Source organism: Dehalococcoides mccartyi CG5 (genome assembly GCF_000830885.1).
In the GTDB taxonomy this organism is placed as follows: Bacteria; Chloroflexota; Dehalococcoidia; order Dehalococcoidales; family Dehalococcoidaceae; genus Dehalococcoides; species Dehalococcoides mccartyi_B.
Genome location: NZ_CP006951.1, coordinates 891,953 through 904,717, shown reverse-complemented (window position 1 = coordinate 904,717; position 12,765 = coordinate 891,953). Strand labels below are relative to the sequence as shown.

Annotated in this window: 15 protein-coding genes, 1 tRNA gene and 1 riboswitch; of the genes, 5 read left to right on the top strand and 11 right to left on the bottom strand. The window is 46.0% G+C overall.

Going from position 1 to position 12,765, the window contains the following annotated elements; genetic code table 11:
• Positions 1-23: 23 nt before the first annotated feature.
• Positions 24-491, top strand: coding sequence for a 6,7-dimethyl-8-ribityllumazine synthase (ribH, locus tag X794_RS04785; RefSeq protein WP_011309551.1), 468 nt, complete (start codon positions 24-26; stop codon positions 489-491).
• On the opposite strand, the gene X794_RS04780 is transcribed toward ribH, so the two are convergent.
• Entirely contained in the window at positions 488-739 is a 252-nt protein-coding gene (locus tag X794_RS04780; protein WP_011309550.1) for an EF-Tu/IF-2/RF-3 family GTPase, read from the bottom strand. The genes ribH and X794_RS04780 overlap by 4 nt on opposite strands.
• A 143-nt stretch (positions 740-882) precedes the next feature.
• On the opposite strand from X794_RS04780, the gene X794_RS04775 reads away from it, so the two are divergent.
• The 3 genes from X794_RS04775 to X794_RS04765 all read left to right on the top strand — a co-directional run bounded on the left by X794_RS04775 (position 883) and on the right by X794_RS04765 (position 1,943).
• Positions 883-1,119, top strand: coding sequence for a hypothetical protein (locus X794_RS04775; RefSeq protein ID WP_011309549.1), 237 nt, complete (start codon positions 883-885; stop codon positions 1,117-1,119).
• A 52-nt stretch (positions 1,120-1,171) separates the two neighbouring features.
• Positions 1,172-1,819: a biotin transporter BioY gene (locus tag X794_RS04770; protein WP_015407131.1), complete on the top strand. Its 648-nt coding sequence runs from the start codon at positions 1,172-1,174 to the stop codon at positions 1,817-1,819.
• Between the two features lie 47 nt (positions 1,820-1,866).
• Positions 1,867-1,943: transfer RNA gene (locus X794_RS04765), tRNA-Val, on the top strand.
• 34 nt (positions 1,944-1,977) lie between these two features.
• Here the strand turns inward: X794_RS04765 and X794_RS04760 are convergent.
• From X794_RS04760 to X794_RS04740, 5 genes are all read right to left on the bottom strand, one after another.
• Entirely contained in the window at positions 1,978-2,742 is a 765-nt protein-coding gene (locus X794_RS04760) for an adenosylcobinamide amidohydrolase (protein ID WP_011308706.1), read from the bottom strand.
• A gap of 112 nt (positions 2,743-2,854) precedes the next feature.
• Positions 2,855-2,993: riboswitch (cobalamin riboswitch) on the bottom strand.
• 62 nt (positions 2,994-3,055) lie between these two features.
• On the bottom strand, positions 3,056-3,511 hold the full coding sequence (locus tag X794_RS04755; RefSeq protein WP_238569777.1) for a hypothetical protein: 456 nt from the start codon (positions 3,509-3,511) through the stop codon (positions 3,056-3,058).
• Positions 3,512-3,528: 17 nt separating this feature from the next.
• The gene (locus X794_RS04750) at positions 3,529-3,831 is read right to left on the bottom strand and encodes a zinc ribbon domain-containing protein (protein WP_015407128.1); all 303 of its coding nucleotides are present in this window, start codon (positions 3,829-3,831) and stop codon (positions 3,529-3,531) included.
• 56 nt (positions 3,832-3,887) lie between these two features.
• Positions 3,888-4,184: a hypothetical protein gene (locus tag X794_RS04745; RefSeq protein ID WP_011309543.1), complete on the bottom strand. Its 297-nt coding sequence runs from the start codon at positions 4,182-4,184 to the stop codon at positions 3,888-3,890.
• A 1-nt stretch (position 4,185) separates the two neighbouring features.
• Positions 4,186-5,784: a 4Fe-4S binding protein gene (locus X794_RS04740; protein WP_015407127.1), complete on the bottom strand. Its 1,599-nt coding sequence runs from the start codon at positions 5,782-5,784 to the stop codon at positions 4,186-4,188.
• A gap of 288 nt (positions 5,785-6,072) precedes the next feature.
• Between X794_RS04740 and X794_RS04735 the strand changes: the two genes are divergently transcribed.
• Positions 6,073-6,534 (top strand): MarR family winged helix-turn-helix transcriptional regulator, encoded by a 462-nt coding sequence (locus tag X794_RS04735; protein WP_041344565.1) that lies wholly within the window; start codon positions 6,073-6,075, stop codon positions 6,532-6,534.
• A 523-nt stretch (positions 6,535-7,057) separates the two neighbouring features.
• On the opposite strand, the gene X794_RS04730 is transcribed toward X794_RS04735, so the two are convergent.
• The 5 genes from X794_RS04730 to X794_RS04710 form a co-directional block, all read right to left on the bottom strand.
• Positions 7,058-7,366, bottom strand: coding sequence for a 4Fe-4S dicluster domain-containing protein (locus X794_RS04730; RefSeq protein ID WP_015407126.1), 309 nt, complete (start codon positions 7,364-7,366; stop codon positions 7,058-7,060).
• Positions 7,367-7,462: 96 nt separating this feature from the next.
• Complete coding sequence (locus X794_RS04725) at positions 7,463-9,340, bottom strand: ABC transporter ATP-binding protein (protein WP_052471058.1); 1,878 nt, start codon at positions 9,338-9,340, stop codon at positions 7,463-7,465.
• A gap of 29 nt (positions 9,341-9,369) precedes the next feature.
• A complete protein-coding gene (locus X794_RS04720) occupies positions 9,370-11,595 on the bottom strand; it encodes an ABC transporter ATP-binding protein (RefSeq protein WP_011929233.1) in 2,226 nt (741 codons plus the stop codon).
• 43 nt (positions 11,596-11,638) lie between these two features.
• The gene (locus X794_RS04715; RefSeq protein WP_034376395.1) at positions 11,639-12,118 is read right to left on the bottom strand and encodes a MarR family winged helix-turn-helix transcriptional regulator; all 480 of its coding nucleotides are present in this window, start codon (positions 12,116-12,118) and stop codon (positions 11,639-11,641) included.
• Positions 12,119-12,308: 190 nt separating this feature from the next.
• On the bottom strand, positions 12,309-12,755 hold the full coding sequence (locus tag X794_RS04710) for a PadR family transcriptional regulator (protein ID WP_227028517.1): 447 nt from the start codon (positions 12,753-12,755) through the stop codon (positions 12,309-12,311).
• Between the last annotated feature and the right edge of the window lie 10 nt (positions 12,756-12,765).

Sequence of the window (12,765 nt, the reverse complement as noted above, 5' to 3'; positions counted from 1 at the left end):
ATATATCTTAAGGAGTATGCAAAATGGGTAAAGAGTTTTCGGGTGTTTTAAACGGGCAGGGGCTGAAGATTGCTCTGGTGGTTTCCCGCTTTAACGAATTTATTACCTCAAAGCTGTTATCAGGGGCAAAAGACAGTCTGGAACGACACGGGGTAAGCGCTGACAATACTGACGTAGCTTGGGTGCCGGGCGCATTTGAAATCCCTCTGGTTGCCCAGAAACTGGCTAAGAGTGGCCGCTACGACGCCGTTGTTTGTCTGGGAGCGGTTATTCGGGGCAGTACCCCCCATTTTGAATATGTATCCAGCGAAGTTTCAAAGGGTATCGCCAGAGTAGGGCTTGATGCCGGTTTGCCGGTGATATTTGGAGTTATAACCGCAGATAGCATTGAACAAGCTATTGAGCGGGCAGGCACCAAGATGGGCAACAAGGGTTTTGATGCCGCTACTCAGGCTATTGAGGTGGCCAATCTGATGAAAAACCTGACCTAGGTAACTTTATAAACCATGTCTCCCTGCCGTACCCGGTCGCAGACTCTTACGCCAACACTATCGCCGGCTTTAGCCTCGGTAAGGTTGGCATGATTTATTTGGATAGAGTCCACTTCCTGCTCAAAATCAGTGGTATGGCCTTCTATGCGTATTGTATCCCCTACTTTGAGCTGGTCTATCAGGTCTATACCGGCCACTCCGGGATGGGCAAAATAATCGGAAACCGTACCTACCAGCAGTTCAGGCATTTCCTTCTCCGTTTCCGCCCTCTCGCTTCCAGTATAAAACCACTATTGATAGTAGGCAATACCCTTTCCAAAAAGACTGATAAATGTTTTGACATGTTCTGCTTTCTTACTTATAATGGGTTAAATCTAAACGGAGGTTTCACTTGGCAAATAAAGACAAGCCCTCCATGAAAAGAAACAGTGATGATATGAGCCTTGACGATATGAATAATCGTCTGGAGCTTTTTGATCAGCGTCTGGATAATATTGATTCGGTAGTGTCGGCAGTGGTTGAACGGGTGATGAGCCAGCCGATAACTATATCCACTACTTGCCCTCACTGCGGCAAGAATCTGGATATTGCTCTGGTAGGCAACCGCAGACCCACTGTATCCAAGTAGAAAAACTTTTGTGTATCATTTCCCCTGTGTACTTTATGGGAGGTATGTATATATGCAAATGGTAGGCGCACTCAGCCAGTTCCGTTATGATGTGTTTAAACGGCGCAATGCCTTGAATATATGGGCTAAAATAGGTCTTACTCTGGCTGCTGCCGGGCTGATTGCCCTGTCTGCCCAGATTAAATTGCCTCTGCCATGGACTCCTATACCTGTTACTCTGCATACCTTTGCCATTTTGCTCACAGCTGTTTTGCTGGGACGATGGTGGGGGGGTGCGGCTGTTGCCATATATGCAGTGGCAGGTTGGGCAGGTATGCCTGTTTTTAATGGTTGGGGCGCCGGTATAACCGCTACTGCCGGTTATCTGGCGGGGTTTGTCATCCTGTCCCTTTTCCTTGGCTATTTTTCTGACAGATATATTCGGGCACGCAGTTTTACCACTATGTTTGGCCTGATGTTATTTGCGAACTTTGCTTTGGTATATATCCCCGGTCTTGTCTGGCTCAACTATTGGTTAGTCTCTGTTTTAGGGCAACCGGTCAGCTTTGTCGCTTTGCTTTCCATGGGGCTTGTGCCCTTTGTTGTAGGGGATATAATCAAAATAGGTGTTGCTGCCCTTATTGTTAAAGGTGTTACCCCTAAGAAAGCTCTTGGCACTGAACTGGATGCCCACAAAATGGCGGGCTGGAATATCTTCTAGGTCTTATTTGACGCTAAGATGCTAAGCTAGTAAAATATGTTTCTCTTGGGCGGTTAGCTCAGTTGGTTAGAGCGCAGCGTTGACATCGCTGAGGTCATTGGTTCGACCCCAATACCGCCCACCATCTTGTACAATAGACTAAAAGCAACAGCTATTCCCTAGTACCCCCGGCAGTTCCTGATAGCCTGTTTGACGGCTCTGGTGGTTGCTCTGGCCATCATCTCACCCAGTTTGGTGTGTCCTCCTACATAAGTGTATTTGCCCCCTGTACCTGATACAGTAATTATCTGGTCTGTACCCGTACCGGTTGCCTGCCAGTCAGGGTGGGCTGCACTCCGTATATCAAGTTCCTGCAGGGCTACGTTCTTGGCCTCGGTCAGGGTTATATATGAAGATGCAAGGGTGGGTGTCTCAAGGCTTGAGCCGGTCAGCAGGATAACATTAATCGTGCCTATCTTCTCAAACTTGCCGTTACGCTCTATGCCGCTGGCTTCGTCACAGCCTATCCGCATGGCATTGGTCTTAACTCCGGCGGTGGCAAAGGCCAGCACCCAGAATTCTTCATAGGTTTCTTCCGCCCAGGCTATATTATCCTGGTCTACCCCGGTGGACAGGAATGAGACATTATCCAGGTCTGTATCGTATCTTTTAAGGACTTCTTCCAGTACTACCGAGTAGGCTGTCTGCCAGTCTGCCGAGTTGTCATGCATAAAGTCCCAGAGTTCGGGGGGGATATGGGTATTGAGTATATATTTGGCCTTACCCAGTCCTGTGCGGGTGGAGAGTATATTCCTTTCTTCCGGCAGTTCTATAACCAGAGTATTGGTGGATACTCCCAGAGCTTTATGATAGGCAATACCTGCTCTTACCCCGTGGAAGCAGCCCAGCTCTTTATAAGTATCTGTCTTAAGTTCTTGTAACACCTTGTTCCTCCAAATTATGCTTGTTTCCCCAGCCCTATAAAAAACAGCCCCCTCCCAAAAACAGGAGGGGGCTAAATCTCTTTAACTCCGCACCTGTCTTCCGTAACCACCGGAATGGCAGATACCTGAAACAGGGCGCTTTACTGGCTGGTGGTTTCCCACTCACAGTAGGCGGTACTGCTCCGGTTTTGCACCGGATTTCTGTTCCCTTTAACCCTATCAAAAGGGGAGCTTCAGGTAAGTACTTCTATTCGTTTATTAATCAAAAACTGCTTTATGATGTCTGTTTGTGCTTTCAGGTATATTCGGTTTCTCACTCACTTATTACAAAAGTCAGGCTTAGTCTCTCCCAAAAATCTATATATATGTTCACGTGATATTCACCTGGTATAAATCCTCCTGAAGGTGTTTGTAACGTTAGTTTGATGGGAAACTGGGCATGCAGATTATCCTCTATCTGTATAGGATCCAATTGGCTGTCTCGAAACCAGCGTACGTTCAGGGTCTTGCAGCACATATCATCTGACAGAGAGAAGACCAAATATATTGCCTTAGCAGATGACGGGAATATATTACCCGTAACAATCGGTCGGGCATATGGGTCCAGTGTATCAGTGACATCGGCTTGGGTGACTAGTAGCCCTAGGTCAGGGCAGGCATCCGGTATCACCTTTTCCGTTTTAGGTTCACCGCAACCGCAGCAGGTGATAGCCAGCAAGATACATAGTGCAAGCAAGGCAGATTTCATTTTTACAAACCGGTTCAGCAAAAAGTTAAGTATCATATTCAGGCTTGGGCTGATTTCGCAGCTCTTTCAGCCAGTTTATCTTGGGCTACCTTTAATAGCCATGCATTGGGATCAAGACTTTTATCTTCGTTTAAGCGCCTCTCGGCATAATGCATCTTTTCATCAGCGCTGTCCTTAAATTTAACCAGGTTAGATGTTTGGTTTTTCCACGAAAAGCCGGACACCACCCGCTGAGCTCTGCCGCCGCAACCGGGACAGCAGTCAACCGGGCTATCATCCGGTTTGCCTATTTTCTCATAGGTGCTCTGGCAAAACTGGCATCTGAATTCATATAAAGGCATTTTCCCTCACTTATGTCAGCGGCGCGGTGTTTAACCGCACCGCTGAATACTTTGATTTATTTTGCCTGGCGTCTGATTAGCTGGAAGGTAATAAGGGTAAGAACAATACTTAGTATGAACAAAACACCCCAACCGAAGAGGGCACCCTGAACAAATACCATACCTCCCAATTCTTCGCCCATCTGGGCTCCAAGCCATGAAAAACCGACAATCCATAAAACGCCGGCCACAAGCAGCATGGCCCAGTGCCACCATTTAACAGCTTTCCCGTACCCTTTGGCTACGGAATATACTGCCCAGGCTGCGGCGGCCAGACCCAGTCCCATTAGTACATTTAAAAGCATCATCCACATATTACTTCACCCCCATCGGAGTATTAACGAAACTACTGACATATTCATTGGTAGTTATCCATTTCGGAGGTTCGTAGACACCTTTATAGTTAGGAGGATTGAGATCGTCTGCATAATTTTTGGGATAGAGTGTCCGCTCAGCCCAAATAGCCACATTCTGGGATGTACCGGTAGCGTCATGAGACAGAACTTCGCGTACAAAGCGATGTACCCAGGTATTCTTCTTGGTCCACGGGCATACCGAGATACAGGCACGGCAACCCATAGGTCCGGCTCCAAGGTTCCAACCGTCGCGGCATTTAGCCAGATTGGTGCAGAAGCGGCGCAGACCATAAATCTCAAAGTCCGGCTGGTCAGCATAGCTGATAGCCTGGGTAGGACAGACCTGAGCGCACAGTTTGCAGCGGCTGCAGAACTCAGCCAGGTTAAAATCTACCGGTTTATCAGCCGCCAAAGGCAGGCTGGTAGTGATAACTGCCGGACGTACGTTGCCGCCAAAGTCCGGGGCAAGACAGTTTGAAGTGCGCCCGATTTCACCCATACCGCATTCAGCAGCGATACCTGGAACAGGGAAATCGTAACCGCCAAACGGGGAATGCCAGCGGGCGGGATAACCAAGGTATTTAAGGAATTTAACCATCTGCTGGGCTATCTGGGATGAAATATTGTAGCCCGTCCATGAGTCACCATAGTTGGGGTCTCCGGCATTTACATCCCAGCTCATTGTACCGGTTACCAAGATGGCATTGTCCCACCATTCAGGTATTTTAATAGGGGTATTCAGGCCAAAACCACGGCCGCCGGTGCCACCGCCAAGACCGCCCAAGGGGGCATGGCTATAGGCTACCCAGCCCTTGTTTAGGGGTGTTACACCTACGAAGGTTGCACCCAAATCAGCCGCCATGCGTTTGATTAACTGGCTGGCCAGTTCGGGGGATTCAAAAACAGCCCGGCGGGCCGAAACACCCGACCAGTCGTTTTCCTCTGGCGGGGTAGTTATGCTTGAAACAGGCACAGCCCGCTGAGCTTCAGACCTGGCCATAGCAATAAGCCCCTCATTGGCATTGAAACTGGCACGGCTGTCTATGCTTGATTTAAAGCGTTCTACAAGCTGAGGAAGCCAATCATACTTGTACTCTTTGTCTACATCTACCATCATTGGATACAGATCATAATATTTTTGATAGAAAGTGGACAAACCAGCCAAACCATTGGATGGCCAAGTATTGGGCATGCAGTCCAGGTCGCCTTTGGTTAAATCATAGCCGACTGCCGGGTTACTACCGGCCACTGCGTGTCCGGCACTCTTGAACCTTTCGCCATAGTACCAACGCATATCAATACGATGTATGCCGCCCACAGAGTGGTTATCCGGTAAATCAGGCCCAATTACTTCCCAGCTGAAAGGAGTAACTTTGTCTACTCTGAATGGTTCGCGGTTAAAATATTCATGACCCTGACGGTGTTCCTGGCCCTGCATGGAGAATGCAGATTGGCCCTCATGATAAGAATTCCAGTAACTGCCGGCGGCAGCCACTGATAACCCGGCCGCCCCTACTCCTGCGGCCTTGAGGAAATCTCTACGATTTACTTCTGCCATGATTCCTCTCACTTTTTGTTAATCATTTGTCTTCCCAAATACCACTCAGTCTTTCCCGAGTGTCAACGTTTCATTTCCACCTCTCTTTGGGAATGAACAGCCGTTATATACTTTAGTATCCCTATATCGTATACGAAATACATCGTATACGATACTTATCATGTACGATACACTAAACTATCTGTAAATACATCGTCCAAATGGCGTAGTACTTTATGCTGATTTTTTTGACGATTCAACTACAAGTTGATATTATTTGAGGTATTAAAGAAGTATCGGGAAGAGACTATGGAATTTAGCGACTTTTATAAATGGGATCCAAATGATGCAGCAGGACTGTTACTAATGCGCACCTGCCGGGCTATATATAAAGAACTGGAAAGGGCTTATTACCAAATCGGTATTTCCCCTGAACAGGCGGGAGTTTTTGACCAGATTGCTACTAAAGGCAAGGCTACCATAAATGACATCACCAGGCGTTTACTGAGAGAACCTCATACCATTCTCGGACTTATCAACAGGATGGAAGCCAATGGCCTGATTTATAAAGAAAAAGACCCGGATAACCATAGCATGATAACTATATCCCTGACCGAAAAAGGCTATAATACTTACCGGCAAATGCTGGATATCCGCAAAACTATGGTTAAATCTACGGCGGTTTTGACAGATGATGAACGCGGGCAACTGGAGAAGCTTCTGAAGAAAATACTGGATGCTACCCTGAAACGCTTAGATAAAAAAGGATAGGATAATTTGGCGGCGGATTGTATATAACTGGAACAATGAAACAGCAACAACTTCCCCGGCTAATCTAAATTTCTCTTCTGCGGGTGTATATCCATAATCTTCAAATCAAGTCGGTCCTATTTCCTCAAAATTCAGTGCGTTATTATGAGAAAATAGTTTTAAGCCGCGATACGGACATGTTCTGGTAAAGTCAAAATCCATCTTCTTTTGAAATACGCCCTAGATTCCGGTGATTAATTCTAATCTTCAGAATGGTTTATCCCGATAATCATCTGCTTTAGGAACAGAATATTTGTGCCGCTGGCCAGTGTACATGCAAATAAGCTTAGCGGTTTTCACATATAGTTATCGTCTTCAATAATAGTATTTTCAAATATCACTCAGAGATTATGGGCAGAGTAAATTTTACAGTTTCTCCCGGGTGATTAGTCGCATCAACCCGGATATTCCTGCCATCAAAAGTTATTATCAATTTGCTAAAGTATAAACCCAACCCAAGGCCATCTGATTTATTCGTATAGTATCAACCTTGAAGATTTTTTTTAAGTTTTATTGCTTTTTCATGACAGGCGCTTACACAATTACCGCAACCTTCACAGCGTTCCGGGTGTATTAATCTGGCTTGTTTGCTGCCATGAGCAGATACCTTAAGTCTGGATATAAAGGGCAGCTGGTTTTTCTCAAGGGCGGATAATTGGTATATCTCAAATACGCCTTTGGGGCAAACCAAGACGCATTCTCCATCCCCCTCACATTTTGACGTGTTTATTACCGGTACAAAATCACCGGGAGTGTGTTTATGGGCTTGTTCTTGCTGGTTATTTGACTTCATGTTCTACCTTTTTAAATTAAAATAGATTCATATAAATATCATTAGCCTTACTACATAACTGCAGATATTTGTTATATATCAAGAAAGCATCAAGCATTAGTTATTTTCTATCAGTCCTGATTCAAATTGGCTGTTATATAGCGAAGCGTAAAAACCGTTAGCCTCCAGCAGTTCTTTATGGTTGCCCTGTTCTACAATCGCTCCGTCTTTCATCACCAGTATGATATCTGCATTACGGATGGTGGATAAACGGTGGGCAATTATAAATGCCGTGCGGCCTTGCATCAGGTTTTCCATAGCCTGCTGTATCAGCATTTCGGTTCTGGTATCCACCGAGCTTGTAGCCTCGTCTAAAATCAAAATCTTGGGGTTGGCCAAAACGGCTCTGGCAATGGTCAGCAACTGTTTTTGACCCTGTGAGATGTTGCTGGATTCCTCGTTCATTACCATTTCATAACCATTTGGCAGGGTATGTATAAAATGGTCTATGTAGGCCGTCTTGGCCGCTGTGTAAACCTCATCATCGGTTGCATCCAGCTTGCCAAAGCGGATATTATCCATAATGCTGCCGTTAAACAGCCAGGTATCCTGAAGTACCATACCGAAGGCACTGCGGTACTCCTGTCTCTTGATATCCTGTATATTTACCCCGTCTACCAGAATAGCCCCGCTGTTTACGTCATAAAAGCGCATCAGTAGCTTAACCATAGTGGTTTTTCCGGCACCCGTAGGTCCGACAATGGCTACCCGCTGGCCGGGCTTTATGTCTGCGTTGAAATTTTTGATTATAACTTTGGTCGGGCTATAACCAAAAGACACATCTTTAAAGCTGACAGCCCCTGAAATATCCTTCAGGCTGACAGGATTAGCCGGTTCGGGGACTTCTTCGCCTTCTCCCAGAAATTCAAAAATACGCTCGGCTGCCGCAGCGGTAGACTGGAGTATATTTACAATGTTAGCGGTTTGGGCCAGCGGCTGAGTGAATGACCTGACATACTGGACGAAAGCCAGTATGTCGCCTACCTGAATGGTTTTCTGTATGGCCAGAAAGCCGCCCAGAATACATACAACCACATAGCTCAGGTTGCCTATGAAGTTCATCATGGGCATCATAATGCTGGAGAGGAACTGGGATTTCCATGATGCGCCGTACAGCTCTTCGTTCAACCCTTCAAATTTGGTTATGGATTTTTCCTCGCCGTTGAAAGCTTTCATAACATTGTGGGCGGAATACATTTCTTCAACGTGACCGTTTATATGCCCCAGATAGTCCTGTTGTTTGCGGAAATATTTTTGTGACCGGCCGACTATCAGGGAAATCAGGCCTATAGAAACGGGGACTATTATCAGCGAAGCAAGTGCCATAATCCAGTTGATAGTGAACATCATCACCAGCACACCCAGTATGGTAACTACAGAGGTAACCATCTGGGACATGCTTTGGGTTAGGGTATTGGATATTAAATCAACATCGTTGGTAACATGGCTTAAAACTTCGCCATAGGTCTTGTTGTCAAAGAATTTCATTGGCAGTCGGTTTATTTTTTCTGCTATCTGCTTGCGAAGGTCATAAGTAACCTTGATGGATACGCCGGTCATTATATAGCCCATAATATAGCTGCATATGGCACTGACTGCATACAGCCCGACCAGAATCAGTACTATATTACCTATATAAGTAAAGTCAATTCCGGCCCCCGGAGCGTTCATGACTTTACTTACCAGACCTTCAAAAAGTTTGGTGGTTGCATTACCCAGAAGCTTCGGCCCGATGATGGTAAAGACCGTACCGAAAATGGCTAATACCAGTGCAATGATAAGCGTAAAGCGATAAGGTGTCAGGTATTTTAAAAGGCTGGTCATGGTGTCCTTAAAATTTCTGGCCTTTTCACCTGAGTGTGCCATACGCATTCCGCCCATTGGGCCGCCGCCCATGTGCATGCCGCCACCCATAGGGCCGCCGCTCACCGGCATCCGGGATTGGGGGTTATTTCTGTTCTGGCTCATGCTGATAACTCCTCCATGGACAGCTGTGACAGGGCCAATTCGCGGTATACTGTGCAGTTTTCCATCAGCTCTTTGTGGGTGCCTTTCCCGACAATCATTCCATTTTCCAGCACGATAATCTGCTCGGCATTCATAACCGTATTTATCCTTTGAGCTACAATCAATACCGTAGCATTGTGAGTCTCTTTCTTCAGGGCTTTTCTCAGAGTGGCATCGGTCTTGAAGTCAATGGCGGAAAAGCTGTCATCAAAGATATATATTTCAGGTTGCTTGGCTACTGCTCTGGCAATAGCCATTCTTTGTTTCTGCCCGCCGGAGATATTTGCCCCTCCCTGGGATATGGGTGTATTGAAACCGTTTTCGGTGGTGTCAATATATTCTGTCAGCTGGGCAATCCGGGCGGCTTTCTTTAATGTGTCTGCATCGGCATTTTCGTTTCCATAAGCGATATTGCTCTCTATAGTGCCGGAGAACAAGTTGGTTTTCTGGGGAATATACCCGATTTTATCCCGCAGGTCATGCTGGGTGACATTACGGATATTGGTATTGTCTATCAAAATCTGGCCTTCTGTTATATCGTAAAAACGGGGAATAAGGTTGACCAGAGTTGATTTACCGCTTCCGGTACCGCCTACAATAGCGGTGGTTTGCCCGAGCTTGGTAGCAAACGAAATATCTTTCAGAACATAGTCATCTGCACCGGGGTATTTGAAGCCCACATTCTGGAATTCTACTTTGCCCCTGATATTTGTATCAAAGCTGACAGGTTTCTTTGGGTCTTCAATACCGGGTTCAGTTTCCAGTACTTCGGCAATGCGTTGGGCAGAGACTGTAGCCCTGGGCATCATGACGAATACCATGGAGACCATAAGGAAGGCCATAATAATCTGCATGGAGTATTGCATGAAAGCCATCATATTGCCTACCTGCATGGCACCCGCATCTATCTGATGTGCACCCACCCAGATAATCAGCACCCCGACCCCGTTCATTATCAGCATCATGGCCGGCATCATAAAGACCATAACCCGGTTGATAAACAGAGTGGTTTTGGTCAGGTCTATATTGGCTTTTTCAAATTTATTTTCTTCCAGTTGCTGCTTGTTGAATGCCCTGACTACCATTAGGCCGCTCAGCATTTCGCGGGTAACCAGGTTTAATTTATCAACAAACTTCTGGATTATCCTGAATTTGGGGATTGCCACTACGAAAATCACACCTATCATGGCCAGTATTGCCATTACGGCTGAGGCAATAATCCATGACATGGAGACATCTTGCCCCAGAGCCTTGATTATGCCGCCTACACCCATAATGGGGGCGTAGAACACAATCCGCAGCAGCATTACCAGTATCATCTGTATTTGCTGGATATCATTGGTAGAGCGGGTTATAAGCGAAGCCGTAGAAAATTTATCAAATTCACTGTTGGAATAGCTCTCTACCTTGGTAAAAACCTTACGGCGGGTATCCCGTCCGAATCCGGCAGCCACCCGGGCGGCCAGAAAACCTACGGCAACCGAAAAAGTAACACTGACCAGTGTCAGCAGCAGCATCAACCCGCCGATTTTGACCATGTAATTCATCTGCATCTGGTTGAGATCAATGCCGATAGCTTGGTATTCTGTAGCCAGGTAGCTTACATCTGACTGGGCAACCATACTTTCGGGTATGGCGGACAGGTGGCTTGCGGCACTTTGAATAATGGCATCAAGCTGTTCCTGAGGCAAACTTGCCAGTACGGAAAATATATCTGCTCCATCAGGCAGGTCAAACTGGCTGCCCAAAATATCAGTAGCCGCTCCGCTTTCGATATACGATACCATTAGTATGGGAACAGACAGGATGGAGTTTAGGCGGTTTGCGGCATTTTCATCGTCAGTGTTTAGCTTGTATATTGATTCATTTGCCAACCCAGGATAGGATTCTATGTATTGGTTATAATCAGCTGGAGATAGCAAATCTTTATCCAGTAGTGTGTAGTATCCGGTTACCGATGCCTTGTCATCACTATCCACAAACAGGAGTATCCGGTTCATTTCACTGGAACGTATGGCGGTAGGGGTTGCATTTTCAATGCCCTGCTGTTGTATGCCTACGTTTATTATCCGTGACATCAGGTCCGGCAAAGACAAGTCACTCATAGCCTGCCCAAGCAGTAGGGTAAAAATAAGGATGATAGACCAAGTAAATGGTTTGAGAGACTTAATTAGTTTCCACAAGGGATATCTCCTCCTGAATAAGCGTAATCTATCCGGTATTTGGCTACGGCATATCTTCTTTGGTAATGGGTTCAGGACTGACCTTGGTGATCAGGCTGACTAGCTCTTTCAGCTCATCAGTACTCAGGACATTAAATTTTTCGGCTATGGAGCTGAAGAAATCTTTTCTGAACTGATGTATTTCTTTTCTGGCCGCAGAGGTCAGTTTCAACTTTATGCTGCGCCTGTCAGCCGTGTCTGTTTCCCGCGTTATCAGTTTTTTGTCAATCAGGGCATCTATTAACTGGGTGATTGCGCCCGGTGTAACCGATGTTAGGCGGGCTAATTCCTTGACGGATATTCCCGAATCATCATATTTGTTAATTATAAAAACCAGCCTGGCTTGGGGGTGGCTGAGAGAGGGCTTTATAACCGAAACATCCCGCTGAACATGCCTCATCAAAGAAAACATACGTTCAAGAAGCTGCTGTAACAGTTCGTCTCTCCCTGTGTCTGCTTCATTCTGAAATTGTTGCTTTGCCATCTGCCTTTATAACCTGTCCACAATAGTTTAGTTGCTATATAATTTAGTAGCTTAACAGATATTTGTCAAATGAATGACTGGTTGCCTTAAGCAAGTTTATTATCAAGGATAATCTCGCGTAGCAGGTCAACTTTGTGTGTATTCTAAAGATTGTTCAGGGCCTTTTATATTTGGCTTTGGGGAAAACGGTTTATTTTTCCCGATATACTATTTCCATTTCCTCCAGGGTTTTATCCAAAATATTGTTGACCCTGATAATTTTGGCAGGGTCATTGTGAACGGCTATGTGCCCCATAAGTTCCCTGATTTCATCCAGATAGTTCATGGTTGTACGAATGTTTTGCAGGTACTCCTGATTCTTGGCGTTTCCCCAGCCCCATAGCCGCTCCTTGATTTTTTGGGTGGTTTCTTCCTGTTCATGCAGAAACTTTTTACCGCCATCGGTAATCGTATATATTTTTTTCCCCTCGACTTCACTTGACGTTACGTACTCCATGTCCTCCAGTAACTGTAATACCGGGTAGACGCTGCCGGTGCTGGGGGAATAAAGGCCGTGAAAACGTTCCTCTAGAGACTGAGTTACCTCGTAGCCGTGAGCTGGCTTATCTTTCAGCAAGTCTAAAATAACAAATTTCATATCGCCCCTT

What these genes read in the sequence shown, in the direction of transcription:
- ribH (WP_011309551.1), top strand. Translation starts at nt 24, where the DNA reads ATGGGTAAAGAGTTTTCGGGTGTTTTAAACGGGCAGGGGCTGAAGATT.
- X794_RS04780 (WP_011309550.1), bottom strand. Translation starts at nt 739, where the DNA reads ATGCCTGAACTGCTGGTAGGTACGGTTTCCGATTATTTTGCCCATCCC.
- X794_RS04770 (WP_015407131.1), top strand. Translation starts at nt 1,172, where the DNA reads ATGCAAATGGTAGGCGCACTCAGCCAGTTCCGTTATGATGTGTTTAAA.
- X794_RS04750 (WP_015407128.1), bottom strand. Translation starts at nt 3,831, where the DNA reads ATGCCTTTATATGAATTCAGATGCCAGTTTTGCCAGAGCACCTATGAG.
- X794_RS04745 (WP_011309543.1), bottom strand. Translation starts at nt 4,184, where the DNA reads ATGTGGATGATGCTTTTAAATGTACTAATGGGACTGGGTCTGGCCGCC.
- X794_RS04740 (WP_015407127.1), bottom strand. Translation starts at nt 5,784, where the DNA reads ATGGCAGAAGTAAATCGTAGAGATTTCCTCAAGGCCGCAGGAGTAGGG.
- X794_RS04735 (WP_041344565.1), top strand. Translation starts at nt 6,073, where the DNA reads ATGGAATTTAGCGACTTTTATAAATGGGATCCAAATGATGCAGCAGGA.
- X794_RS04730 (WP_015407126.1), bottom strand. Translation starts at nt 7,366, where the DNA reads ATGAAGTCAAATAACCAGCAAGAACAAGCCCATAAACACACTCCCGGT.
- X794_RS04725 (WP_052471058.1), bottom strand. Translation starts at nt 9,340, where the DNA reads ATGCCGGTGAGCGGCGGCCCTATGGGTGGCGGCATGCACATGGGCGGC.
- X794_RS04715 (WP_034376395.1), bottom strand. Translation starts at nt 12,118, where the DNA reads ATGGCAAAGCAACAATTTCAGAATGAAGCAGACACAGGGAGAGACGAA.
- X794_RS04710 (WP_227028517.1), bottom strand. Translation starts at nt 12,755, where the DNA reads ATGAAATTTGTTATTTTAGACTTGCTGAAAGATAAGCCAGCTCACGGC.